The sequence below is a fragment of the Legionella busanensis genome (genome assembly GCF_900461525.1).
Lineage (GTDB): Bacteria > Pseudomonadota > Gammaproteobacteria > Legionellales > Legionellaceae > Legionella_C > Legionella_C busanensis.
Genome location: NZ_UGOD01000001.1, coordinates 890,514 through 910,485, shown reverse-complemented (window position 1 = coordinate 910,485; position 19,972 = coordinate 890,514). Strand labels below are relative to the sequence as shown.

Sequence of the window (19,972 nt, the reverse complement as noted above, 5' to 3'; positions counted from 1 at the left end):
GTTAGCATCCATATTGGCATTTAGATTAAAAAATTAATTTAAGGAAAAAATTTATAAAAGATTATTTTTAATTTTATCAATTTCATTTATAGCTTCTTTATCTTCAGATTTAACTTATAATATTTTACTAAATTTATTTGATTTTAAGTATGAAAATACAATTACCATACTGCTTTTTGAAATCCCATTTGCCTCGTTTTTATTATTACAGTTTCTTGCAATGGCATACATCATTATTTTAAACAGAAAAGGTGAAAATAAAAGGCAGACACTATATACACCAAACATCATTCTATCTTTGTTGATGTTTACAATGTTTATATTTGGAGTACCTTGGAAAATTAGTTATTTTTTAGCAGTAGGAATATTCCAATTTATAGACACTCTTCTTGAAGCGGCTGGCTTTGCATTAGCAACTATTTGTTTAGCAAGATCAAAGAGTCATCTCGTTAGTTTCATTACTATTGGCTATTTAATCATTGTTTCTTCAGACTTTATCATTCGATATTGCGTTATATCTAGATCTATTCCTTATTTAAGTCCATTTGAGGCAACCTGGGTTCTAGGACTTTTAATCATCTGCTTAGGATTCTATTTAAGCTTTAATGAAGAGAAGACTAAAATATTAAAACTAATGCCTTTGACTAGCCTTCAATCACAGTTAACTATATGGTCCCTCATATTATGGTTAGGATCATTACTTTTATTTGTTACTTGGAATTATCTTTTTACTAAATATAGTCTTTATAACCAGATCACAAAGGGGTTTTTATCTACTCTTGTTCCAATTTCAGTTTTAGTTATTATTGGAAGTCATTTTTTATCAGCTAAAATTTCATCAACACTTTCTAAATTAGAAAATATTACTAATCGCTTTATTGAGACTGATAACGTAGATATTTCTGACTTAAAAAAACAAGTAGAAGATATTAATCAATTTTATATAACAAATGAAAAATTCAGCATCTATGAAGTAGAAAAATTATGTAAATTTATTATGAATACTGTAACTGAATTACAATTAGCAAATCGAGTAAAAGCAGATTTCTTAATGAAAATGTCTCATGATTTTAGGACTCCTGCAAGTAGAATTTATTCTATGTCTCGTTCAATTTACAAGAGAATAGAAGATCCTAAATTAAAAAGATTACAACAATTAGTTATTCAATCATCAGAACAACTAATGAATATATTAGAAGATGTTTTAGATTATTCAAGACTAGATAGTAATCAATATAAATTGTCTATTAAAACTATAGACATCAAATCTATAATTAATGAAGTTATCCTACTTGTTTCTGCTAAAGCAGAAGAAAAAAAATTAGTAGTAAGTAGCCATTATCCAAATTTACCAATTTATTATAATACTGATCGGTTAGTGATTCATCGAATCGTACTCAATATTGTATCTAATGCTATTAAATTTACTCGTATTGGTGGAGTTACTATTTGTTTAAATTTCGAAGAATTTGAACAGAAAGAATGGATAGTTATAACAATTAAAGATACAGGAATCGGTATTGATAAAAAATATCATGCATCAATATTTGAGCCATTTACCTGTATTGAATCACCAGAAACATCAAAATACTCCGGTATTGGCCTAGGTTTGAGTAATGCTCTCTTAATGATAAAGAAAATGGATGGAAAAATCATACTTAAAAGCACTCTAAACCAAGGAGCTACATTTAAAATATTACTACCCTTTTAACTTTACAACCAACCTTCTATAACTTTAGAAATTAAAGTTATAAATGATGAGATTTAATAATAACCTATTGATTATTATAAAAATATTTATTATTTGAATGATGAATGATTACCTTCAAATTATATGAAAAAATACAATCCTCTATAGTTAAGCTAGTGATTAGAGCTATTTATAGGTAGTACAAATACTATGTATAAAATAGCGAGATGACCGCCTTAATATAGGTTTACTCAATATCAATGTATTGATTAGGAATTTTACATATAAGAATTAGGACAATAATATGAAGGCGAATAATAATTACAATTCACATAACGCTACATTTTCTTCTAAAATTAGCATGAAACTGCAAGACTCTAAGCAAGAGCAACCATTAGTTCTCAATGTGAAAAAGAAATTTACTAAAAGTCCTTTATCTAACTTCCTAATCTGGCTTAAAGAGCAAATAGACGCAGGTAATAAGCAATTTTCATTAAATACTCAGAGCCTTATCCTTTATAAACCTTCAAGCTGCAGTCAAGATTTGATCTTTTTATTACCAGAAGTAATAGAGCAATATCATATCCAAACAGGTATTGCTGCGGAAATTATAAAATCTGAGCTTAAAAACGCTTTAGAAATCACTTTCGCTTATACAATTATTAAAAACGAAAAAGTGATTGAAGTATTCCCGTGTAAGAAATTTTTTTAGGAGTAAAATCAACAAAGCTTATTAAGGCAGCTAATCCAACGCAGCTGAAAAAACTACATATATTCGTCGTATCTTATATACGTCTTTTATTTAAAGGGACTTCAGGTTTATTAAAATCGTAATTTCGCATTAATTTCTCTAATGCAGAGCGCAATGCTAATAAGACAATTTTTCTATATAAATTGTCCCATTTGTCCCATTAAAAAATAATATTCTGGGACAACTTTAGCTCAATGTTTATAAGGTTGTCTCAAGTGTCCCAGTTGTCCCACTATTTTTATTTAATGGTTAAATAAAATTTAAAAATCACCTCGAAATAATATGCTTATTAATGGGAAATCTTAATGTAGGGCTATTATGTCACTTTAATTTTTAACTTATTGATATTTAAATATAAAAGTCTGGATAATTCGGAATAAGGTGTTAATTCTGCTTATTAAATCTTAAACTCGACGTCGGCCACTTTATATTGTCTTTCTCGCGCAGGCGGGAATCCATCTAAAAATTAGCCTCAGTGCTAATTGATGAATGGATCCCCGCCTGCGCGGGGATGACATAGGATCACTTTTGATTATAATTAACTCTTAAACTTATCCACGCTGGGAAGAAACTCTGTGCTCTAAGAGCAGAATCCTGGGGGAAGTAGTTCTATTTATTATATTATTAACTCTTTTAAACTATCTAATTGACTTGCCATATTCCTAATCAAATGATCAGTAATTCGCTGCATAGGTTTTCTTAACCGCTCCACATCTCGCATAATGTATCCTGCCGTCACATCATTAGTCATTTTATGATTGAGCAAACGCTTTAAAGCATAAGCGGGCAAATCAAGGCTTTCAGCAATAGTTGCGAAGGTTCGTCTTAAATCATGAATGGTAAATGGAATACCTGATAGCTCAGCGACTTTGAGCATGGCTTTTCTTGGTTCTACAACATGCCCTGTTCTACTAGGCGCTGGGAATACGAATTCATTCGTTTTAAATTGTTTTCTTCTTAAGAATAAGTCTTAAAGAAAATCAGTTAGAGGTAAAGTATGCGTTTCTCTATTTTTAGTATCTTGTACGGTAAATGTCTTGGCTCTGAGGTCAATGTCCTGCCAACATAATGACGCTGCCTCCATTCGCCGTAAACCGGTAAAAAGAATAAGTAAGAAATAATCTTTCCACATCATGGCTTGTGGGTAGCTCTCTTGCTCACCTAGTTTGGTTAAACCCTCATACCAGGCAGCAAGCTCGTGATTTTTAATCATGGTATTTTTGCGATCTACTCTGTACCAACTGCGAGTGTGCGATAGGTATTCAACGGGATTAATGGCGATAATGGGTTGGCCATCTTCAAGCTGATATTCATGGACTGCAAAATTAAAAACAGCGCGTAGAACGCGCATGGCGTAATTTGCGCGCGCTTTACTGTTGGTTTGCCCATATTGGGCATGGCGTTTAGCAATCATTTCTCTGGTGATATTAATTAAAGGTTTACCTAGCCAATCAGGAATAACTTGCTTTAAAACGCTTTGATAATTTTTAATAATTAATGACTTTAAATCTTTGCGTGCTCTAAGATAGTCATTAAATACTTGCTGCAGCGTTAGAGATTTAATTTTGTTTGCTTTCTTTTCAGCAATGGGGTTATCGCCTTTAATTTAAATTTAAGGCAGTTGCAACATTTGCTGCTTGCTACTGAAGAATTTTTTAGCAGGTATTTTATTTGCCTCAACATATTTTTTTAAAGTAGAAAATTCTTAGCCTGCACTCACCAATTGTCGCAAACATATTGATTCGCCAGTCATTGCAACATCTGTTGGTCGGTAGTATAAGCGGCAATTAGCCAGGAAAGGGTATGTTTAAAGATGTTATTAACGAAGCTTGGGAATATATAACCTTGGATGACACGACCCAGGCCATTCGGCCCGACAATCAACTGCGAATTTTCAAAACGAATTATGTCTACAGGGGCAATTAGTACAAGTCACAACTGGAAATATTTTAGTTTTCATCAATTTTTAAATATATTGGGCTATTGAGCGGCCGGAGTAATGAAAAATTCAGAGCGACTTATAATTATAAATAGAGAGTAAATGTTGGGCCGATTGGCCCAACCTACACTTGCTAAAACACCACTTTTGCAATATAAAACCTTGCGCCCAATTTTAAGATAGGGAATACTGATACCTGCACAGGATAATCCTCGCCTAGTTATTTACAAATATAACACCTTAAATTAAGTGGAAATCTTAATAATACTTACTATCCGACAGCAGCCCATTAGTTTGATGAAATTTCCACACTTGGTTGATTAGATATCTATAATTACCTTATAAGCTTAATTCTATTATTTAAGAGTTATATGAAAATTAGAGTAGAAGTGTATGATGAGGTAAATCAAAAGTTAGTTGAGGCTGATATTAAAGAAACAGCAAGGCCTAATAATTTCTTTATTGCCAAGCTAAAAGTTGATGGTCAGGTTAAGCCTATTGGGCAAATACTTTTTGCTATACATAAAGACAATTTATATATAGCTAACCTTAGCAATTTGGATAGTAATTATAGTAGAGTTGGAACTATATTAACAAGATATGCCTTCACTCAAAGCCTTAATTTTAATAAGCAAGGTAAAATTGAGCTTGAGGCTGTAAACAATTCAAGTCCTTTCTGGAAAAAAATGGGTTTTGAAGCTAAAGCTGGAAGTATAAATGGCAGCATGTACTTATCTGACGAAACCATCAAAAATAAGGTAGCTACCAATTTCGCGCTTGATACAGCTTTAGTTACTCGAACAAGTGAAATGAACGTGCCTAAGGTTACATCCACTGTAAGGAATAATGAGAAATCGCCACCAGAATTAAACCAAAGTGTAATGTATTCTGATAGCAGAGGGCCGGCGTATCATTTATATCAAGCACCTTCCTTCTTTAAAGGTAAATATAATTTGCCTAAACAAAATATACGTAGTTTACAAGCACCAGTAATATTAAATATTAGGGAGAAATTAGCTATAACAGAAGATTTTGTTTGGAAAAAGTTTGAGGATGAAGTGGCCGATAATACTTATGAACCTGAAGAGCAACTAGCTAGAGATGAAGAGAATGAGAGTCATAGCCAAACTCAGGACAATTTAAAAGAAAAGACTGAGCGTCCTGACTCCAAACAAACTGAAGAAGAGTTAGATGAGGCACAACGCATAGCCGAAACAAATGGTTTTATTTGGAAAAATTTTTAAAAAATATAAAAATTTTTATAGGTTTGCTAAAGTGTCAGTTATTAAGACTTAATATTTTATTTATCAAATTTAAAAGTAAAATTGATTTCAGGTTGCTTATACCTAATACTTTTCTAAAAAGTAAAGCTACCTACTATTGTTTTCTAATTATCCTTGTAATTGCTCACATATGAACAGCAGCCGTAGCAACTTTCTTGAATTAAAATTTAAGAAAGTTGCTACGTTTGAATTATTAAGTTTTAAAAATTTCTATCACAGCTTGTCCACGTTCTACTTTTTCCATGTCGTTTTGTTCATCATTATTAACACCTTCAAGCTCTGCCTTTCTAGTATTATAATGCTCATATTTAACATTAAGCTTAACTTTTTGGGCGGCATCCATCTTTCTTTCATGTTGGCCCTTTCTAAAAAAGCTATTTAGTTTATCGCTAATCTTAGTTTTTAACTTCTTCGTACTGTTTTGTTCATTTCTCTTTGTAGTTTCTATTTCAGTTAGAAAATCCACTGGTTTCTTTTCTTTTTTCGCTTGAGAATCGTTAATTAAAGAAGAAGAACCGGTTTCTTGGACATAACCTTTAGGTTGTATTTTTATAGCTCCATTCAATGACACAACAGAATCTAATCGTTGCGCTTCTAAACTAGCAAATTTATTTAAGAATTCTTTTCGCATCTCTTTTAGTTTAGACATTTGACTATATTTATGGCCTCTATCATGTCTTTCGGTAAGATCATATAGCCAATTAAGTGGCCCCCACGACTTAGGTCGACTATGGTCTTCAATGTAGCTAGAAAGCTTATGGTAAAATTTTACTTCGTCTATATTGCCAGCAGAAAACGCGCAAATCAGTTCTACAAGCTGCATTTTATAATGCTCTTCTGGTGAGTAGTTATACTTTCTAGCTTCCTCAACTGCGCTATGAGTTGCTTCACTTAAGATTTTCTCAATCGTTTTTGTATTACTGTCTGAAACATCGAGAAATTTTGCAATTAGTTTCTTAATTTTTTCATCTTCTAGAAAAACTAACTTATTAAGTGTGCCGATACTTTGGTTTAATTTAACGAGCGCAACATCTTTAAGTTTTTTATACTCGTCTTTAGTAATGAATGAACCGGCATTATCTTTCTCTTCTACTTCATCTACTTCTAATTTACTATCATTTACCTCAGCCTCAGGCAGATTAGTTTCTTTTATTAATTCATACTGCGTTTTTAAGTTTTGACGTAAGCTAACGACATCTTCATACCAAGTAATGCTATTATAAAGCTTCGCCTCAGTTTTCATTAAAAACATTCTAACCTTGTAGATTTCGACTACCGCTTTGATATCCTCTCTATCCTGGCATAGTTTTTCTACATACCTTGCTTCCACGCAACGAGGATTTTTCAAATATTTATCTACTATTAATTTTTCTAATATTAACCTATCATTATTAGCTAGATCGGCAGGTTTTATATGTTGTTTAAGTGTATCTAACTCGTTCTCACTAAATTCATTGTTTTCTTCTTGAGCCAGTTGATCAAAATGTTTAGCAATTGTAATTTGAGCCAAAAGCTGCCTAGGTTTTTTCTCTGCTTCTTTAATGTCTTTAACTTCAACTTCTTCATCTACCAGCTTGAAGAACTCACCTTGGAAGCCCATTGATAAACTACTGACTTGATGTAAAACACTTTCTTGCGCAAGATTTCTTACTCTGCCTGCAGCACGTACATGAAATGTTAGTTCTTTAATTTTATTATAGAAGTAATCACCTTGCTGTATTCGACTTTCATCCTGTAATGACTGGATCTTATTTTGTCTTGTAGATGCACTCATACTTTCATTAAGGAAAGTTGTTGCCACTTTTAGATGGTGATAAACATCCATGAATAATTTTTCGCTATCAGTTAATGTTTCTTCTTTTTTTTCTTCAATTTCTTTATAAACTTTATTTAACTTTTTATTAGCGAAATCTTTTGTATTTTCTCCAAAGCCTTCTCGCATTGCATTAGAAAAATAATAATCCCAATGTTTAATACCATATGGGTTCATTTCAGTGGTAAATAAGGGATGTTTACATATATTACGTATGACATCGTCTAAAATTTGCCAAGAAGATTGCTTTATTCTCTCTTGATCGTTCATGTCAATCGGTAATTGATGTATAAACTCTAAAGGATCATCGGAACTTATGAGCTCTTCAGTTAAGTCATTATAAAAATTAAAGCTTTTTACATCGGTAAATTTCTGTTTTTCTTCTGGAGAAATATCATCCAAATACGCTTGTGATGCAAAGCTATCAATATAGCGCTCTAAAGTTTGTTTTTTCGCCAGATCATCTTCTAGTTTTGCTACTTCGCGTAGTTCAAAAATAAATTCATCTTTGTTTAAATGTCCATTTACAAATCCTTGATGTGCAGCCACTACAAATGCTTGCAATTTTAATTTTTTTAACTCTTTTTTGGTAGCAGGTAAAGCCCAGTTCGCTGCTTTAGAAATTTCTTCTTCAATTTGCTTCTTTGCTTCAATATATGAAATTGGCGCTTTAGCATGATCATTTCGTTTTAAATTTGCCAAAATATTATAAATCGCTTGAGAAGCGTTATCATATTTTGTTTCTGCAGGGTTTTTCTTAAAGTTATTAATAGATGAATCCATTAAATCTTTAATATTTTTAATTTGATGAGTATAACCCCCGTTTGATTTTACAATTTCTTTAATTTGTTGCTCACTGAGATGTAATTTAAGCTCACCTTCCTTTTTAATATGGTTTATTTGTTGTTCAAATAAATCAAAATTATTAATAGGTACTTGTTCAGCTTGTCCATTCGGCTTAATATAATGCAATTCACGCGTATCGTTCTCTTTGATAAATATATAGCTGCCTTTGTATGGAGAATGGTCTGCAGGTAACTTGGACATCAAATGCAAATCACAACCGGCTTGATTAACTCCTAATATTAATCGCAACCTTGCCATAATATTATTGTTGTCTTCTTCTTCGTAAGAAGCGTGGGCATCAAAATAGAGATAACCATTAAAGATACCTGTTGCCATTTGAACTTGGTCTACATAGGTTTTTTCAAATGTTTGCAGGCTATTACAACAAGCTTCATCTATATAATTAGATAATACTGTATCAATAAGGCTCTTAATATCATTATCATCATTTTGTAACTTATTTAACGTATCATACAATATTGCATATGTTTTCTTTCTGTCTTTATTATTTGTATAAAAATCTCTTACCAAATCAGGTCTATTTAAATTATTTGCTAATTGGTGTAAAGCATGAAAATAAATGTTGTCACAAGACTGAACTCTTTCATATAATTCATAACCGAAGTCTTTAGCCGTTTGATCTAGTTTTTTAACTACTTCTAATGAAAACTGCCTTGGATTTTTGGTTAAAAAACCATCCTTCTTTTCTCCAGCGGCTGCTATTAATAAAACAATGGTGTTATCTTGCTGTTGTATTAACTGTAATAATGAGTAGTTCTTTTGAGGAATTGCTTGATTCACAGTTTCTATTGGTTCTTTACAATTAGCCTTTAATATTCCTAATATTGAGTCTATAGCTTGCTCATTTTCGCTAGGTAAAAATATTTTTAAGGTACTAAATAAAGGAGAAATATGTTCTACAATAAATTTATCTTTAAATTCTTCTGAGTTCCTAGGGCGCGTAACATATTGAATTGCCTGCTCATATTTTTTACCCGCTAATATTTCATTGATACGAGCAACATCTTTAGCATTTTCAATATCTCTATCTATATCTTCAATTTTCTTTTTTGCCTCTTTTAATAAGTTTTGCGCTTCCGTTTTATTATCTTGTGTATATAAAGGATCATTATTATAAGGCTCATGATTTCTAATAAGTGCTTCTAAATCTTTTTGCAGTTGAGCTTTTATATGGGCAAGACGTTTTCGTATACGTTGCTGATAAGGAGCAGCTACAACTAGTCTTTCTTGTAAAGCAGCTTCTTCGATACGTTGTTTTACATCCCTAGCATAATTTCGACACTCTCCAGGCGAATCAGGTAAAACGCCATGTGAAGTTGGTAATGGCATAACGTCTTCAGCCCCAGCTTTTTTAAGAATATTAAAACCTATTGATGAACAATTTTTACTAAAAAATGCATACTTAACGGGGTCACTTAATAATTCTTTAGCATATTTAGTTGCTGCATCTATATCAAGCTTCTTATCACCACAAGGTATCTCGATAGCTTCACATTGCCAGTAGCTATAATTATCTGTCGATACATAGCGTCGATACAAATCTTCTTCCAGAGGACGAAAAACACCTTGACACGCATCGGGTGATGGCATACCTAGTTTTTTTGCTAATTTAGCTAAAAAAGAAGGTTTTGCACTTCCGCTTTTATTGGGGTAAAAACTTAAGTATTCTTCACCTACGCTAATACCAATATGCCCCGTGGAATCCATCCCAAACATTTTTCTTGAACCAGGTACAACCCCTTTTAAGTACCATACATAAACTATAATTTTATCCTTGGCAGGTTTATGAGGATTTAGTTTATTTAGTTCATCTTTAGCTTGACCTTGTAACGCTACAACTTTTGCATTGTGTTCTGTATAGTTAGTTTCTAGTACGTTGTTTAAAGCTGTTACTTTTTCTTTGGACTCTAGCGTTGCTTCTATTAATTGAGAACGATTAGCAGCTTTTTTCTTAACGGCAGGTTGGGGTTTTTTTGCTAATGCATCCCGTAAATTTTCAAAAAGCTTAACTTTTAAGTAGAGATCGTCTAATAATTGTTGCTTATTTTTTACTACCTTAACTTGAGCTTGAATGCGCATTATGTAACTTGCGATAGTTTCACCATCTTTACGCTCATTAATATTATATTGTTCAGCATCTATTTTAGCATCGTCAGGATTTAAGGCGTGCTCATTAACGCCATTGAAAGCCCTTATAACCAGGTTTAGTTTATCGATAATTTTACCGACAATTTTTTCATTACTTTTATCATCGACAATAGCTTGAAGTTGCCTCTGCGCAGAATCCAAAATGTCTTCTCGCGAGCTTTCTTCAGGTAGCTCTAAGAATTTTCTATATTCTTTTAAGACCGCTTCGCTTATAGATTCTAGCTCTTGAGAATCTTTTTGTTTCTTAGAAATTTGCGTAATTATTTTAGATAAATTTCTAATTTTATTACCCAATTTCTCAGGTAATGAACTGTCTAATTGTTCAATCAGTAATAGAGTAGTTTTTAAAATATCCCTAGACATAGCGCTTTCTCAACATTGGTAGGTTAATGAGATATATTCTATTCCTGAAACCTTAAGGATATATTAAATTTACCCAAAAAATAAAAAAATTTTACTTTTAGATAAATTTTTAAACAAAGCCACAGGAATCCAAGGAAGAGATTAAAAATAAATTTTATTTTTATAAATTTTCATCTTTTTAAAATCATTCTTTTAATCAACTAAATGATTAAAAAATATAATTTTATTTAACTAAAAATCTCTATCAAGTTGCCCTTGGTGGAATTAATAGGATTTAAGTTATAAAACTAACTTACATAAGAACATGAGCAAGCATAACCTTGTCTTTAATTTTAATTTAAGATAAGAGCTTTACTATGTTTCACTTAGGCTAAGGTTATAATTAGCGAAGCTAGCTTAACCCTATATCTACGTTTCGCGATTTGTTCACAGAATCTAGGAATTACCCATGTGATTGAATCCTGCGAACAAGCCGCAGTAAGGGTAGATACTGCCTTTACTTAAATATTCCACTTATTTTAATTTAGTTGCATACCAGTTTTTTTCTACCATAAGATCAGCCCACCATTTTTCTGTTTTTTCATGATTCATTAAAGACCAATCAGGGGGGTTAGTTACGAGTACTTCACCCATTTTTTTGGCTCTTGCTGTTTCTTGCGTAGCAAGATGCGTCTGATAATTTTTCCATTCTTCAATAGTAATATTATTTAACTTTTTGCTACCGCTTTTATTGATGAGTTGATAGAATTTGATAGCATCGGTTAGTGCTTTAAGTGCGCCTGAGCCACTATGTGGTCTTAAAGTGACAGCTGCATCGCCTACAAAAATAAATTGATTATTATTATAAGGTGGTAATTTAAAATCAAATATAGCTTGAATGAATGGCTCAGCTGTTTTATCTACTAATTTTGCCGCAGGCACAGGTAATGTGGCCTTAGCTAATTTTTTAATATAATCAATTTGCTCGGGTGATAAATAGCCTCTGGGCAGCGATTGTTTATGTTTTTTACCCATCTTATCGATTAATAAATCACTTAACTGTTTATCCTGACAATTTTCATAGAGCACCCAATTTAATAGACTTTGACCAGCTTCTTTATCAGGGATTTTATAAAATAAAGCATGACCGCCTTGAAACAAATAATAAAACATGTGTTTTTCAAATAAGTCTATATTTACTACTTCTGCTTCATTTAATAGACCGCGCCATACAATATAACCTGCATAATTAGGCTTAGCTTGTGGTATCAATTGAGTACGCACAAACGAGTTAATCCCATCAGCGCCAATAATAAAGTCAGTTTGATAGGTCTCTTTAGAAGTCTTTATGGTAAATAATTCATTTTCTTGTGTAATTGCACGGGCCTCTGTTTGCAAATGATAATGTTTTTTATTCAGGCGCTTAGAAAGATTTTCATAAATGTGCATCCAATTAAGTGCCTGAACATTAATTTCTTGAGACCAAAAGGCTGTTGATTGCCCATTTTCATTTTTTCTTTCAAAGATGCGTTCATTAATTGGTATCCGTGGCATTGTCTCATCTAATAAATCGAGGTCAATACACTGTTTAATAAGGCTTTCGGGTAACATTATGCCCGCTCCTTGATTTATAAGGCATGTTGCTCTCTCTAAAATAACAAAATCTATACCTAACTTTTGTAATAAAACTCCAAGTGCACAGCCTGCAATAGAACCGCCTATAATGACTATTTCTTTTGTTAGCATGCAATTAGCTCCAGTATTTTAATTATTTATATTTAAATATAGACTGTACTTAAAATCATCAAATTTTTATTTGATTTCATTGCTTAAATTGAATAAAGTCAACAGACTACTAAGTTAGATTATAAAATGACTATTTAACTAATTTTTAATCTTTTCCATAAAATAATTTTTGTTTACGAAGTTTTATGCAGAATTATCGCACCTTTATTTTAGTTCATGGCGCTTGGCATGCTGCATGGTGTTGGGAATATATAGCTAGAGCACTTGCTTTAAAAGGACATAAAGTTCTAACGCCTAATTTACCTGGACGTCAAATAAATGTGAACAATCGTAATAATATAGGCATGCAAGATTATATCTTATATCTTATTGAGCTTATAAAAGAACAATCTGAGCAAGTCACACTAGTTGGCCATAGTATGGCAGGACTCATTATTTCAGAAGTTGCTGAAGCCATACCTGAAACTATCCGTGAACTTATTTTTGTGGCAGCTTATATCCCTCAAGGGGAGCAATCGTTATTCTCAATTGCACAAGCTTCCGAGTCAAACAACTTAACGCCTTACCTCATTATTAATGAAGATTACCAAACGATTTGTCTTAAATGCACTGAAAATCTAGTAAATGTCTTTTTTAATCAATGTAGTTTGGTAGAGGCGCAAACAGCATTATCTAAAATTCAGCCTGAACCGTTAAAACCTTTAATAGAATCTGTTAAGGTAGGCCAACACTTTGCCAAGCTTGCTAAGCGCGCCTTAGTTTGCCGTTATGACCAGGCTCTTCTTTTAAGTGATCAATTACGCATGAGCAAAATAGTTACTGACCGTATTATTTATTTAGATGCAGATCACGCTGCTTATTATTCCGGTACCAATCAGATTATTGATGCATTATTACAATAAAGAGAGTTTATTTATGCTTAAAAAAATTTTAAATGACTATAACGTTGCTACTACGGCCCTGTTAGCCAATTACTGGAAAGATGAAGCTAAGAAAAAAGAAAATTGGCCCACATTAACCCAAAAACAAGGTAGTAGAGATAAAGATCTTTTTAAAGATGCTGAAATGGCAAAGTTTGTTAATGAAGAGATTGAAAAAGAGGCCAAAGAACGCTTAGATAAACGCATGTGGCTCCCGCTTGCCACAAGAACACGCTTTTTTAGGCGAACTATTTCTGATGCCGTAAAACACAAAGACGTTAAACAAATTATTATTTTAGGCAGCGGTTTTGATACACTAGCCACACGAAAAGCGAAATATACACAGCAGTTTAGCGCTCGCTTTTTTGAAATTGATCAACCCTCTATTTTAAAATGCAAAGAGGAAATTTTTGCTGAAAATCATGTCAACAAAAATGCTACTTATATTGGTCTTGATTATGTTAAAGGTAATTTGATTGAAGCATTAAAAAATAATGATATTGACTTTAACAAACCAACCCTAATTCTTTGGGAAGGCAATACCTTTTATCTTGAGAAAGAAGAAGTCATTCAAATCCTTAAAAATTTAGCTAATCAATTCAACCACTTAATTATTACTTTTGATTATATGCATGCTCTAATGCAAACTAAAACAAAGACATTAGATTCAGCTGCTAATGAAAACTGTTTAGAAAAAACGCTAGATGAATTTGCAAGCAAGAAATCTCCCTTTAAAGCTTTTTTTGCACCAGAAGAAATAGTCTCTATCTGCGAAGAGCTAGGCATACACTGTATTGACCATAAAACAGCAGCAGCGCTTGCCAAAGACTATCAAGTTGATGAAGAACCTTATTATACGGCAGAGACTTATTCTGTAGCGACTTTTGAGCGTTAGAAATTTCTCCACAGAAAGGCTAATGTATATAAGCATTAGCCCTCATATAAGCATTAAAGATAGGTTTTCTAAATATTCACTACAATTATAATGCCTAGATAGATGATTAGTACTTCTGAGAAAGCAAACTTTTGTTTTCTACACAACCTGCCCCGCTGCCCACCCTGAAGACCAGGCCCATTGAAAATTATATCCCCCGAGCCAACCTGTTACGTCTAAAACTTCGCCAATAAAAAACAAGCCGGGTACTTTTTTGGTTTCAAAAGTTTGTGAAGAGAGTTCATTGCAATCTACGCCGCCTAAAGTCACTTCTGCCGTACGATAACCTTCTGTGGCATTCGGTTTGATAGACCAGTTTTGCAAAACTTGCGCAATGTCTTGTAATTGTTTAGAGCTAAATTGCTTAATGGGTTTATCTATGGGGTAATTATTATAGAGTACGTCCAAAATACGTTTGGCGGTATAATTGCCTAATATCGTTTTTAAATAACTATCGGGAGATGAAATTTGTGCTTGAAGCAATTCCTGATATAGATCAAGTTCAGGTAGAAATTTAATAAAAATAGGCTGACCTGGTAACCAATAAGATGAAATTTGTAATATAGCAGGCCCGCTTAATCCACGGTGAGTGAAAAGCACCTTTTCTTGAAATGATATATCATTGCAACTCACAGATCCATCAAGAGAATTTCCAGTTAATGCGGATAACTGCTCTTTATCTTTATCATGTAAGGTAAAGGGTACTAAGCCTGCCCGGGTTGGATATACCTGTAACCCAAACTGCGCTGCCAGTTGGTAGCCAAACGGACTGGCTCCTAAAGTAGGAATTGAGAGCCCGCCACTTGCAATCACTAAAGAATCACTTTGATAAGTAGCGTGCTGACATTGAACAATGAATTGCTTATCTTTTTTACTGATTGACTGAATAGAATGATTTAATTGAATAGTTACTTTATTTTTTTTACATTCCGCTAGTAGCATATCAACAATTTGTTGTGATTTTTCCTCACAAAATAACTGTCCTTGTGTTTTTTCATAAAAAGCAATTTTATGGCGTTTAACAAGTTCAATAAAATCCCATTGGGTATAGCGGCTTAAAGCTGACTTACAAAAGTGTGGGTTATGCGAAATAAACTGGTCTGGACTGGCATATAAATTAGTAAAATTACACCGTCCCCCGCCTGACATTAAAATCTTTTTACCAGGCTTATTGCTTTTATCAAGAATTAAAACCTGCCTACCACGTGCTCCTGCCTCAATCGCGCACATCATGCCAGCAGCGCCTGCCCCTACAATAATAACATCAACTTTAATCATGAACTGGTAACAATAAATCACATTGGCCATATTGTAGCATAGAGCCAACATAAGTAGGTTGGGCTAAGCATAGCGTAGCCCAACATTTTTAATTATAAGGTATATAGCATCTTTATAATTTATTGGGCTGCACTTCGTTTAGCCCAACCTACCATTGGTTGGCTGATATGTAAAAAACTTTAGAGACGTTATGGAGTATTGCTAAAAAAATTTTCGCTGATTATGATAAAGCACTTTATTACTATTTAGGTTGTAAAAATGGATTTATCTAGCTCGCAAATCGAATTTTTTAACGACAATGGTTACTTAGTCATTAATAACTTTTTCTCGCAAGCAATTTGTGAAACGTTAAAAGAGCGTATTCATTGGATTTTAACTAAGCAACAACATGAAATCCCTACCACTATTTTTTCGACCCAAACTAATGAACATGCACAAACACAATATTTTTTAAATTCGGGTGATAAAATTCATTTCTTTTTTGAACCTGATTCTTTTAACACTGATGGTCAGTTAAAACAGCCTTTAGAAAAATCTCTCAATAAAATTGGTCATGCTTTACATGATTTAGATCCCGTTTTTAAAGAACATTCTTACGATTTAAGATTAAAGAAAATCTGTCATCAGCTTAATTTTCAAAAACCAAGTTTGTTGCAATCTATGTATATATTTAAACAACCTAATATTGGTGCCGAAGTTAATTTACATCAAGATAGTACTTATTTACATGCAGAAAACAGTGAAATTTTAGGTTTTTGGTTTGCACTAGAAGACGCCACTATAAATAATGGATGTCTTGAAGTGATTCCAAGCCCAACTTCAACACCTTTAAGTAAGCGGATGATTCGTAAAGGCAATGAAATTTATTTTGAAAACTATCATCGGCTAATTTGGCAAGAAGAAAACTGTATTCCTTTAGAAGTTGAACAAGGTAGTGTCATTTTATTACATGGTCGCCTACCTCATAAAAGTAATGCTAATTTGTCGCCTAATTCTAGACATGCTTACACTTTACATGTGATTGATGCAGCTTTTCCATATCCTGACTCAAATTGGCTACAAAAGCCTAAAGGATTAGTGGAGTGGCATTAAATAATTTAAAATCTTCATTACAAGCTTTCAGCATGTAAATTTTTTCTAATTTCGACTAAACGAATTAGTGCATGTAAATAAGCAACTAAATTTTCTTCTTCAGTGACGGAAAGCGTTTCTTTATTTTTACTGGCTAACACAGTCGTTATAGCTTCTTCTAATTGCATTTTTATATCAGTATTTTTTACAGTGGTAGGGTCTTGATATAAAGCAGCGACCGCTTGCTCAAGGGGCACCAAATTTAGGTCGAATTTAGCTGCTGTTTGTTCAGCTAGATCTTGATTAATAGTATTTAATATATTTTTTAAGGACATCTGCAATAACACTGCTGACTTAAAAGTATCTATATAGTTAGCTAATTTGACCTGTTTTTCGGCACGCAAAGTTTCATTAGATAAGGTATCGACTAGACTACGGCATAACCAGAACAAGCTAATTAAATCATATAAAACACCGTGTGTCCGTAATGTTAAAATTGTTACACAATTATGAAACAAATATTTTTTTAATTTCTTAAGTTGCCTTTGTAACATAGCCATTAAATCTGTACGCCAAATTAAATTCCCTACAATAAAACTGGCTATAATTCCCATAATTACCCCGGCTAGCCTTTCTAAAGGTGCTGCTACTTCAACAGGCGGACCACCGGCTTGTGCTAACGTGATTAGCACGGCCACATTCGCTTGTAATCCTAAATACGAATAAGCTGGAGATTTAAAGTAAAGATAGCTAAATCCCCAACCGCAAAGAAAAATAATCATGATCAAAAGATAAAAGTTTAAAGGTAGCCAATACATAATTGAAATTGTAATACCGCCACCAGTTAAAGCACCTAAAAAACGCAAGATACTGGTATTTTTCATTTCAAATAAATTCCTTTTTACTGAAATAACAATACTACTAATAATACCTGCCAAACCACCCGGCCAATCACTTATCATCCATAAAGCTAATGCAACTAAAGCTGTTAAACCTACCTTTATACTATGCATTAAAACATCTGGATCATTACGCAATTGCTGCTCATTACTAACTAGTTTAGTTGGCTGACCCTGCTTACTTATACCTGATAACGACTTTTGTGAATCAAGAAGAGCGGTATTTATTTGTCGAAAAAAATGAATAATTGCTAGTTCTTCTTTAGTTGTTAATGTGCCTAAATTTTCAAGCTTAAAAATTAATTTAGGTAATTTTAAAGAAACTTTTTCATTCCTTTCTATAAAGGCTTGATGTAAATGCACAAGATCACGCCTAGCTGTTGCAAATAAACTGTCTGTTAAATTAATTAAATTTGCACTGATTATTTTTTCACTTCTTACACTTAGAGAATTAAAATAATCAATAGCTTGTCTTAAATCGGCAAGAGACGCTGTAAAAAAACGAAATTGATCAATTCTATTTTTATCATTATCAAATTCTCTATGCATAAAACTAATTAATTCTGATGTCTTACGTATCTTCTTTTTTACTTTAATATTTTCCTGCCGAAACTCTAAAGAGAGTTCTTTATCAGATGCTTTATACAAACTACCGACTTTATTAAGTAGCGAATCAATAGCAGTAAAAAGTGCGGTTATTTCCTTAGCAACATCACTGCCTAAGCTATTTGGAAAAATAAATAGAGCAACGACAGCTGAAACAATAACCCCTAACCCTATTTCAACCGGTCGCCAAATGGCAATATCAAACGTTGATTGTGGGTCCATAGCGAGCTGGCCTACAACAAAAAATGCACCAATACCTCCTAATAAATAGGCATAGGCGTAACGACTAAAATTGTAATAATAGGTTGCGGCAGCAAGAATAAAAAAATTAATTACGAAATAAAGCAAGAAACTATTTACGATAAAGTGAGCAAGATAAAATCCTGCCCAAACGCCAATAAATGTTCCTAATAAACGCATTATTGCTTTATCAATAACACTACCTGTATAAATATTAGCTACCATTGCTACTGTCATGCCTGCCCAATAAGGCTTTTCAAAATGCAGTGCATAAGAAATTACAACAGCTATGACAATGCCTACGGCAGTACGCAAGGCAGCTCGATTTTCTAAGGAACGTGGCCAAAATTGTTTTAAAAAATCGACCCTATTCATCGATAAGTCACCGTTGTTGCGCTGGCACCAATTCGCAATGGGTAATCAGGACTTATGTCATCTATATAAATACGCACTGGAAATCGCTGAGCTATTCGAATCCAATCTTCGGTAGGTTCCATATACACTAAAGAAGAAGGCGCAACACCTTGAGACTGAACCCGATTAATACCCCAACCAATACTTTTCACATGTCCATGAAAAGTTTTTCCAGGATACATATCTAGCCAAATTTTAGCTTTATCACCCGGTTTAATTAGCCTTATCGCAGTCTCACGATAACGCGTTTCGACCCACCATTGCTGCGTATCAATAAAAGCGAATAACCACTCTCCTGTTTTTATATACTGCCCTACCCGAAGGTTAAAATTAGTTATAAGACCATCTGTGGGTGCAACAATGGTTGTGTTTCGGTATAAATATAGGGCTTTGTCATAAATAGCTTGGGCTGCTTTAACTTCATTATCATCAAAATTTTGTCTAGCAATTCTAAGATTATGGGCTGCAGCTAACACCGTTGCTTCATGTTCTTTTATTTGCGCAATTACATTCACTAACTGAATTTCTGCCAATGCGCCTTCTTTTGTTAATTTACTAAAGCGTTTGAAATAATCTTGACTTAAACTTAAAAAAGCTTGTCTTTGTTTTAATTTTTCTTCAGCAATTTTTATTGCTAACTTTTTATTCTCATAATGAATTTTAGCTAAATTAAGAGACGCTCTTGCTTTATTTAGGGCATAAAGATAGGGCCTTGGATCAATCTCAATAAGTTTATCACCTTTTTTTACTGATTGATTTTCTTGTACATATAAAACACTGATAGGCCCTGACACTAACGAAGCCATATTAATCACGTTAGCGGAAACATAGGAATCATTTGAACGAGTATCGTAGTAGGCAAAATAACGATAGCCTAAAAAAGCTAACGCAATAATGATCAACGTGATCAAATGGGGCCAATATGGAAACTCAGCCAATTGTTCACGATTCATAAGTTAATCCCTACTTAAGTAAGCTTAACGTATCATAAAATTTATTTACGCTACCTTAGTGAATACTATATTTATAGC

11 protein-coding genes and 1 pseudogene are annotated in these 19,972 nt (G+C 33.0%); 6 read left to right on the top strand and 6 right to left on the bottom strand.

Features of this window, described 5'->3' with window-relative positions; translation table 11 throughout:
* Nucleotides 1-220 precede the first annotated feature (220 nt).
* Nucleotides 221-1,711 carry a sensor histidine kinase gene (locus DYH30_RS04135; protein ID WP_115330438.1) on the top strand — a complete coding sequence of 497 codons (1,491 nt, stop codon included), beginning with the start codon at nucleotides 221-223 and terminating at the stop codon, nucleotides 1,709-1,711.
* A gap of 283 nt (nucleotides 1,712-1,994) precedes the next feature.
* Nucleotides 1,995-2,402, top strand: coding sequence for a hypothetical protein (locus DYH30_RS04130; RefSeq protein WP_115330437.1), 408 nt, complete (start codon nucleotides 1,995-1,997; stop codon nucleotides 2,400-2,402).
* Between the two features lie 655 nt (nucleotides 2,403-3,057).
* Here the strand turns inward: DYH30_RS04130 and DYH30_RS04125 are convergent.
* Nucleotides 3,058-4,044 (bottom strand): annotated as a pseudogene (locus tag DYH30_RS04125) (tyrosine-type recombinase/integrase); the annotation flags it as partial.
* A gap of 707 nt (nucleotides 4,045-4,751) precedes the next feature.
* On the opposite strand from DYH30_RS04125, the gene DYH30_RS04120 reads away from it, so the two are divergent.
* Nucleotides 4,752-5,624 (top strand): hypothetical protein, encoded by an 873-nt coding sequence (locus DYH30_RS04120; RefSeq protein ID WP_115330436.1) that lies wholly within the window; start codon nucleotides 4,752-4,754, stop codon nucleotides 5,622-5,624.
* A gap of 232 nt (nucleotides 5,625-5,856) precedes the next feature.
* Here DYH30_RS04120 and DYH30_RS04115 read toward each other — a convergent pair whose 3' ends face one another.
* Nucleotides 5,857-10,854 (bottom strand): hypothetical protein, encoded by a 4,998-nt coding sequence (locus tag DYH30_RS04115; protein ID WP_115330435.1) that lies wholly within the window; start codon nucleotides 10,852-10,854, stop codon nucleotides 5,857-5,859.
* A gap of 513 nt (nucleotides 10,855-11,367) precedes the next feature.
* Entirely contained in the window at nucleotides 11,368-12,579 is a 1,212-nt protein-coding gene (locus tag DYH30_RS04110; RefSeq protein ID WP_115330434.1) for an FAD binding domain-containing protein, read from the bottom strand.
* Between the two features lie 185 nt (nucleotides 12,580-12,764).
* Here DYH30_RS04110 and DYH30_RS04105 point away from each other — a divergent pair, with 185 nt between their 5' ends.
* Together DYH30_RS04105 and DYH30_RS04100 are read left to right on the top strand one after the other, a co-directional pair.
* Entirely contained in the window at nucleotides 12,765-13,481 is a 717-nt protein-coding gene (locus DYH30_RS04105; protein ID WP_115330433.1) for an alpha/beta hydrolase, read from the top strand.
* Between the two features lie 13 nt (nucleotides 13,482-13,494).
* Nucleotides 13,495-14,394, top strand: a complete 900-nt coding sequence (locus DYH30_RS04100; RefSeq protein WP_115332495.1) for a class I SAM-dependent methyltransferase — start codon at nucleotides 13,495-13,497, stop codon at nucleotides 14,392-14,394.
* A 138-nt stretch (nucleotides 14,395-14,532) separates the two neighbouring features.
* On the opposite strand, the gene DYH30_RS04095 is transcribed toward DYH30_RS04100, so the two are convergent.
* Nucleotides 14,533-15,711, bottom strand: a complete 1,179-nt coding sequence (locus DYH30_RS04095) for a BaiN/RdsA family NAD(P)/FAD-dependent oxidoreductase (RefSeq protein WP_115330432.1) — start codon at nucleotides 15,709-15,711, stop codon at nucleotides 14,533-14,535.
* A gap of 258 nt (nucleotides 15,712-15,969) precedes the next feature.
* On the opposite strand from DYH30_RS04095, the gene DYH30_RS04090 reads away from it, so the two are divergent.
* The gene (locus DYH30_RS04090; protein WP_115330431.1) at nucleotides 15,970-16,803 is read left to right on the top strand and encodes a phytanoyl-CoA dioxygenase family protein; all 834 of its coding nucleotides are present in this window, start codon (nucleotides 15,970-15,972) and stop codon (nucleotides 16,801-16,803) included.
* A 17-nt stretch (nucleotides 16,804-16,820) separates the two neighbouring features.
* On the opposite strand, the gene DYH30_RS04085 is transcribed toward DYH30_RS04090, so the two are convergent.
* Nucleotides 16,821-18,902 (bottom strand): FUSC family protein, encoded by a 2,082-nt coding sequence (locus DYH30_RS04085; RefSeq protein WP_115330430.1) that lies wholly within the window; start codon nucleotides 18,900-18,902, stop codon nucleotides 16,821-16,823.
* Nucleotides 18,899-19,894, bottom strand: coding sequence for an efflux RND transporter periplasmic adaptor subunit (locus tag DYH30_RS04080; RefSeq protein WP_115330429.1), 996 nt, complete (start codon nucleotides 19,892-19,894; stop codon nucleotides 18,899-18,901). Before DYH30_RS04080 ends, DYH30_RS04085 begins: the two co-directional genes overlap by 4 nt.
* Nucleotides 19,895-19,972: the final 78 nt, after the last annotated feature.

What these genes read in the sequence shown, in the direction of transcription:
- DYH30_RS04130 (WP_115330437.1), top strand. Translation starts at nt 1,995, where the DNA reads ATGAAGGCGAATAATAATTACAATTCACATAACGCTACATTTTCTTCT.
- DYH30_RS04115 (WP_115330435.1), bottom strand. Translation starts at nt 10,854, where the DNA reads ATGTCTAGGGATATTTTAAAAACTACTCTATTACTGATTGAACAATTA.
- DYH30_RS04120 (WP_115330436.1), top strand. Translation starts at nt 4,752, where the DNA reads ATGAAAATTAGAGTAGAAGTGTATGATGAGGTAAATCAAAAGTTAGTT.
- DYH30_RS04105 (WP_115330433.1), top strand. Translation starts at nt 12,765, where the DNA reads ATGCAGAATTATCGCACCTTTATTTTAGTTCATGGCGCTTGGCATGCT.
- DYH30_RS04135 (WP_115330438.1), top strand. Translation starts at nt 221, where the DNA reads ATGGCATACATCATTATTTTAAACAGAAAAGGTGAAAATAAAAGGCAG.
- DYH30_RS04090 (WP_115330431.1), top strand. Translation starts at nt 15,970, where the DNA reads ATGGATTTATCTAGCTCGCAAATCGAATTTTTTAACGACAATGGTTAC.
- DYH30_RS04095 (WP_115330432.1), bottom strand. Translation starts at nt 15,711, where the DNA reads ATGATTAAAGTTGATGTTATTATTGTAGGGGCAGGCGCTGCTGGCATG.
- DYH30_RS04080 (WP_115330429.1), bottom strand. Translation starts at nt 19,894, where the DNA reads ATGAATCGTGAACAATTGGCTGAGTTTCCATATTGGCCCCATTTGATC.
- DYH30_RS04085 (WP_115330430.1), bottom strand. Translation starts at nt 18,902, where the DNA reads ATGAATAGGGTCGATTTTTTAAAACAATTTTGGCCACGTTCCTTAGAA.
- DYH30_RS04100 (WP_115332495.1), top strand. Translation starts at nt 13,495, where the DNA reads ATGCTTAAAAAAATTTTAAATGACTATAACGTTGCTACTACGGCCCTG.
- DYH30_RS04110 (WP_115330434.1), bottom strand. Translation starts at nt 12,579, where the DNA reads ATGCTAACAAAAGAAATAGTCATTATAGGCGGTTCTATTGCAGGCTGT.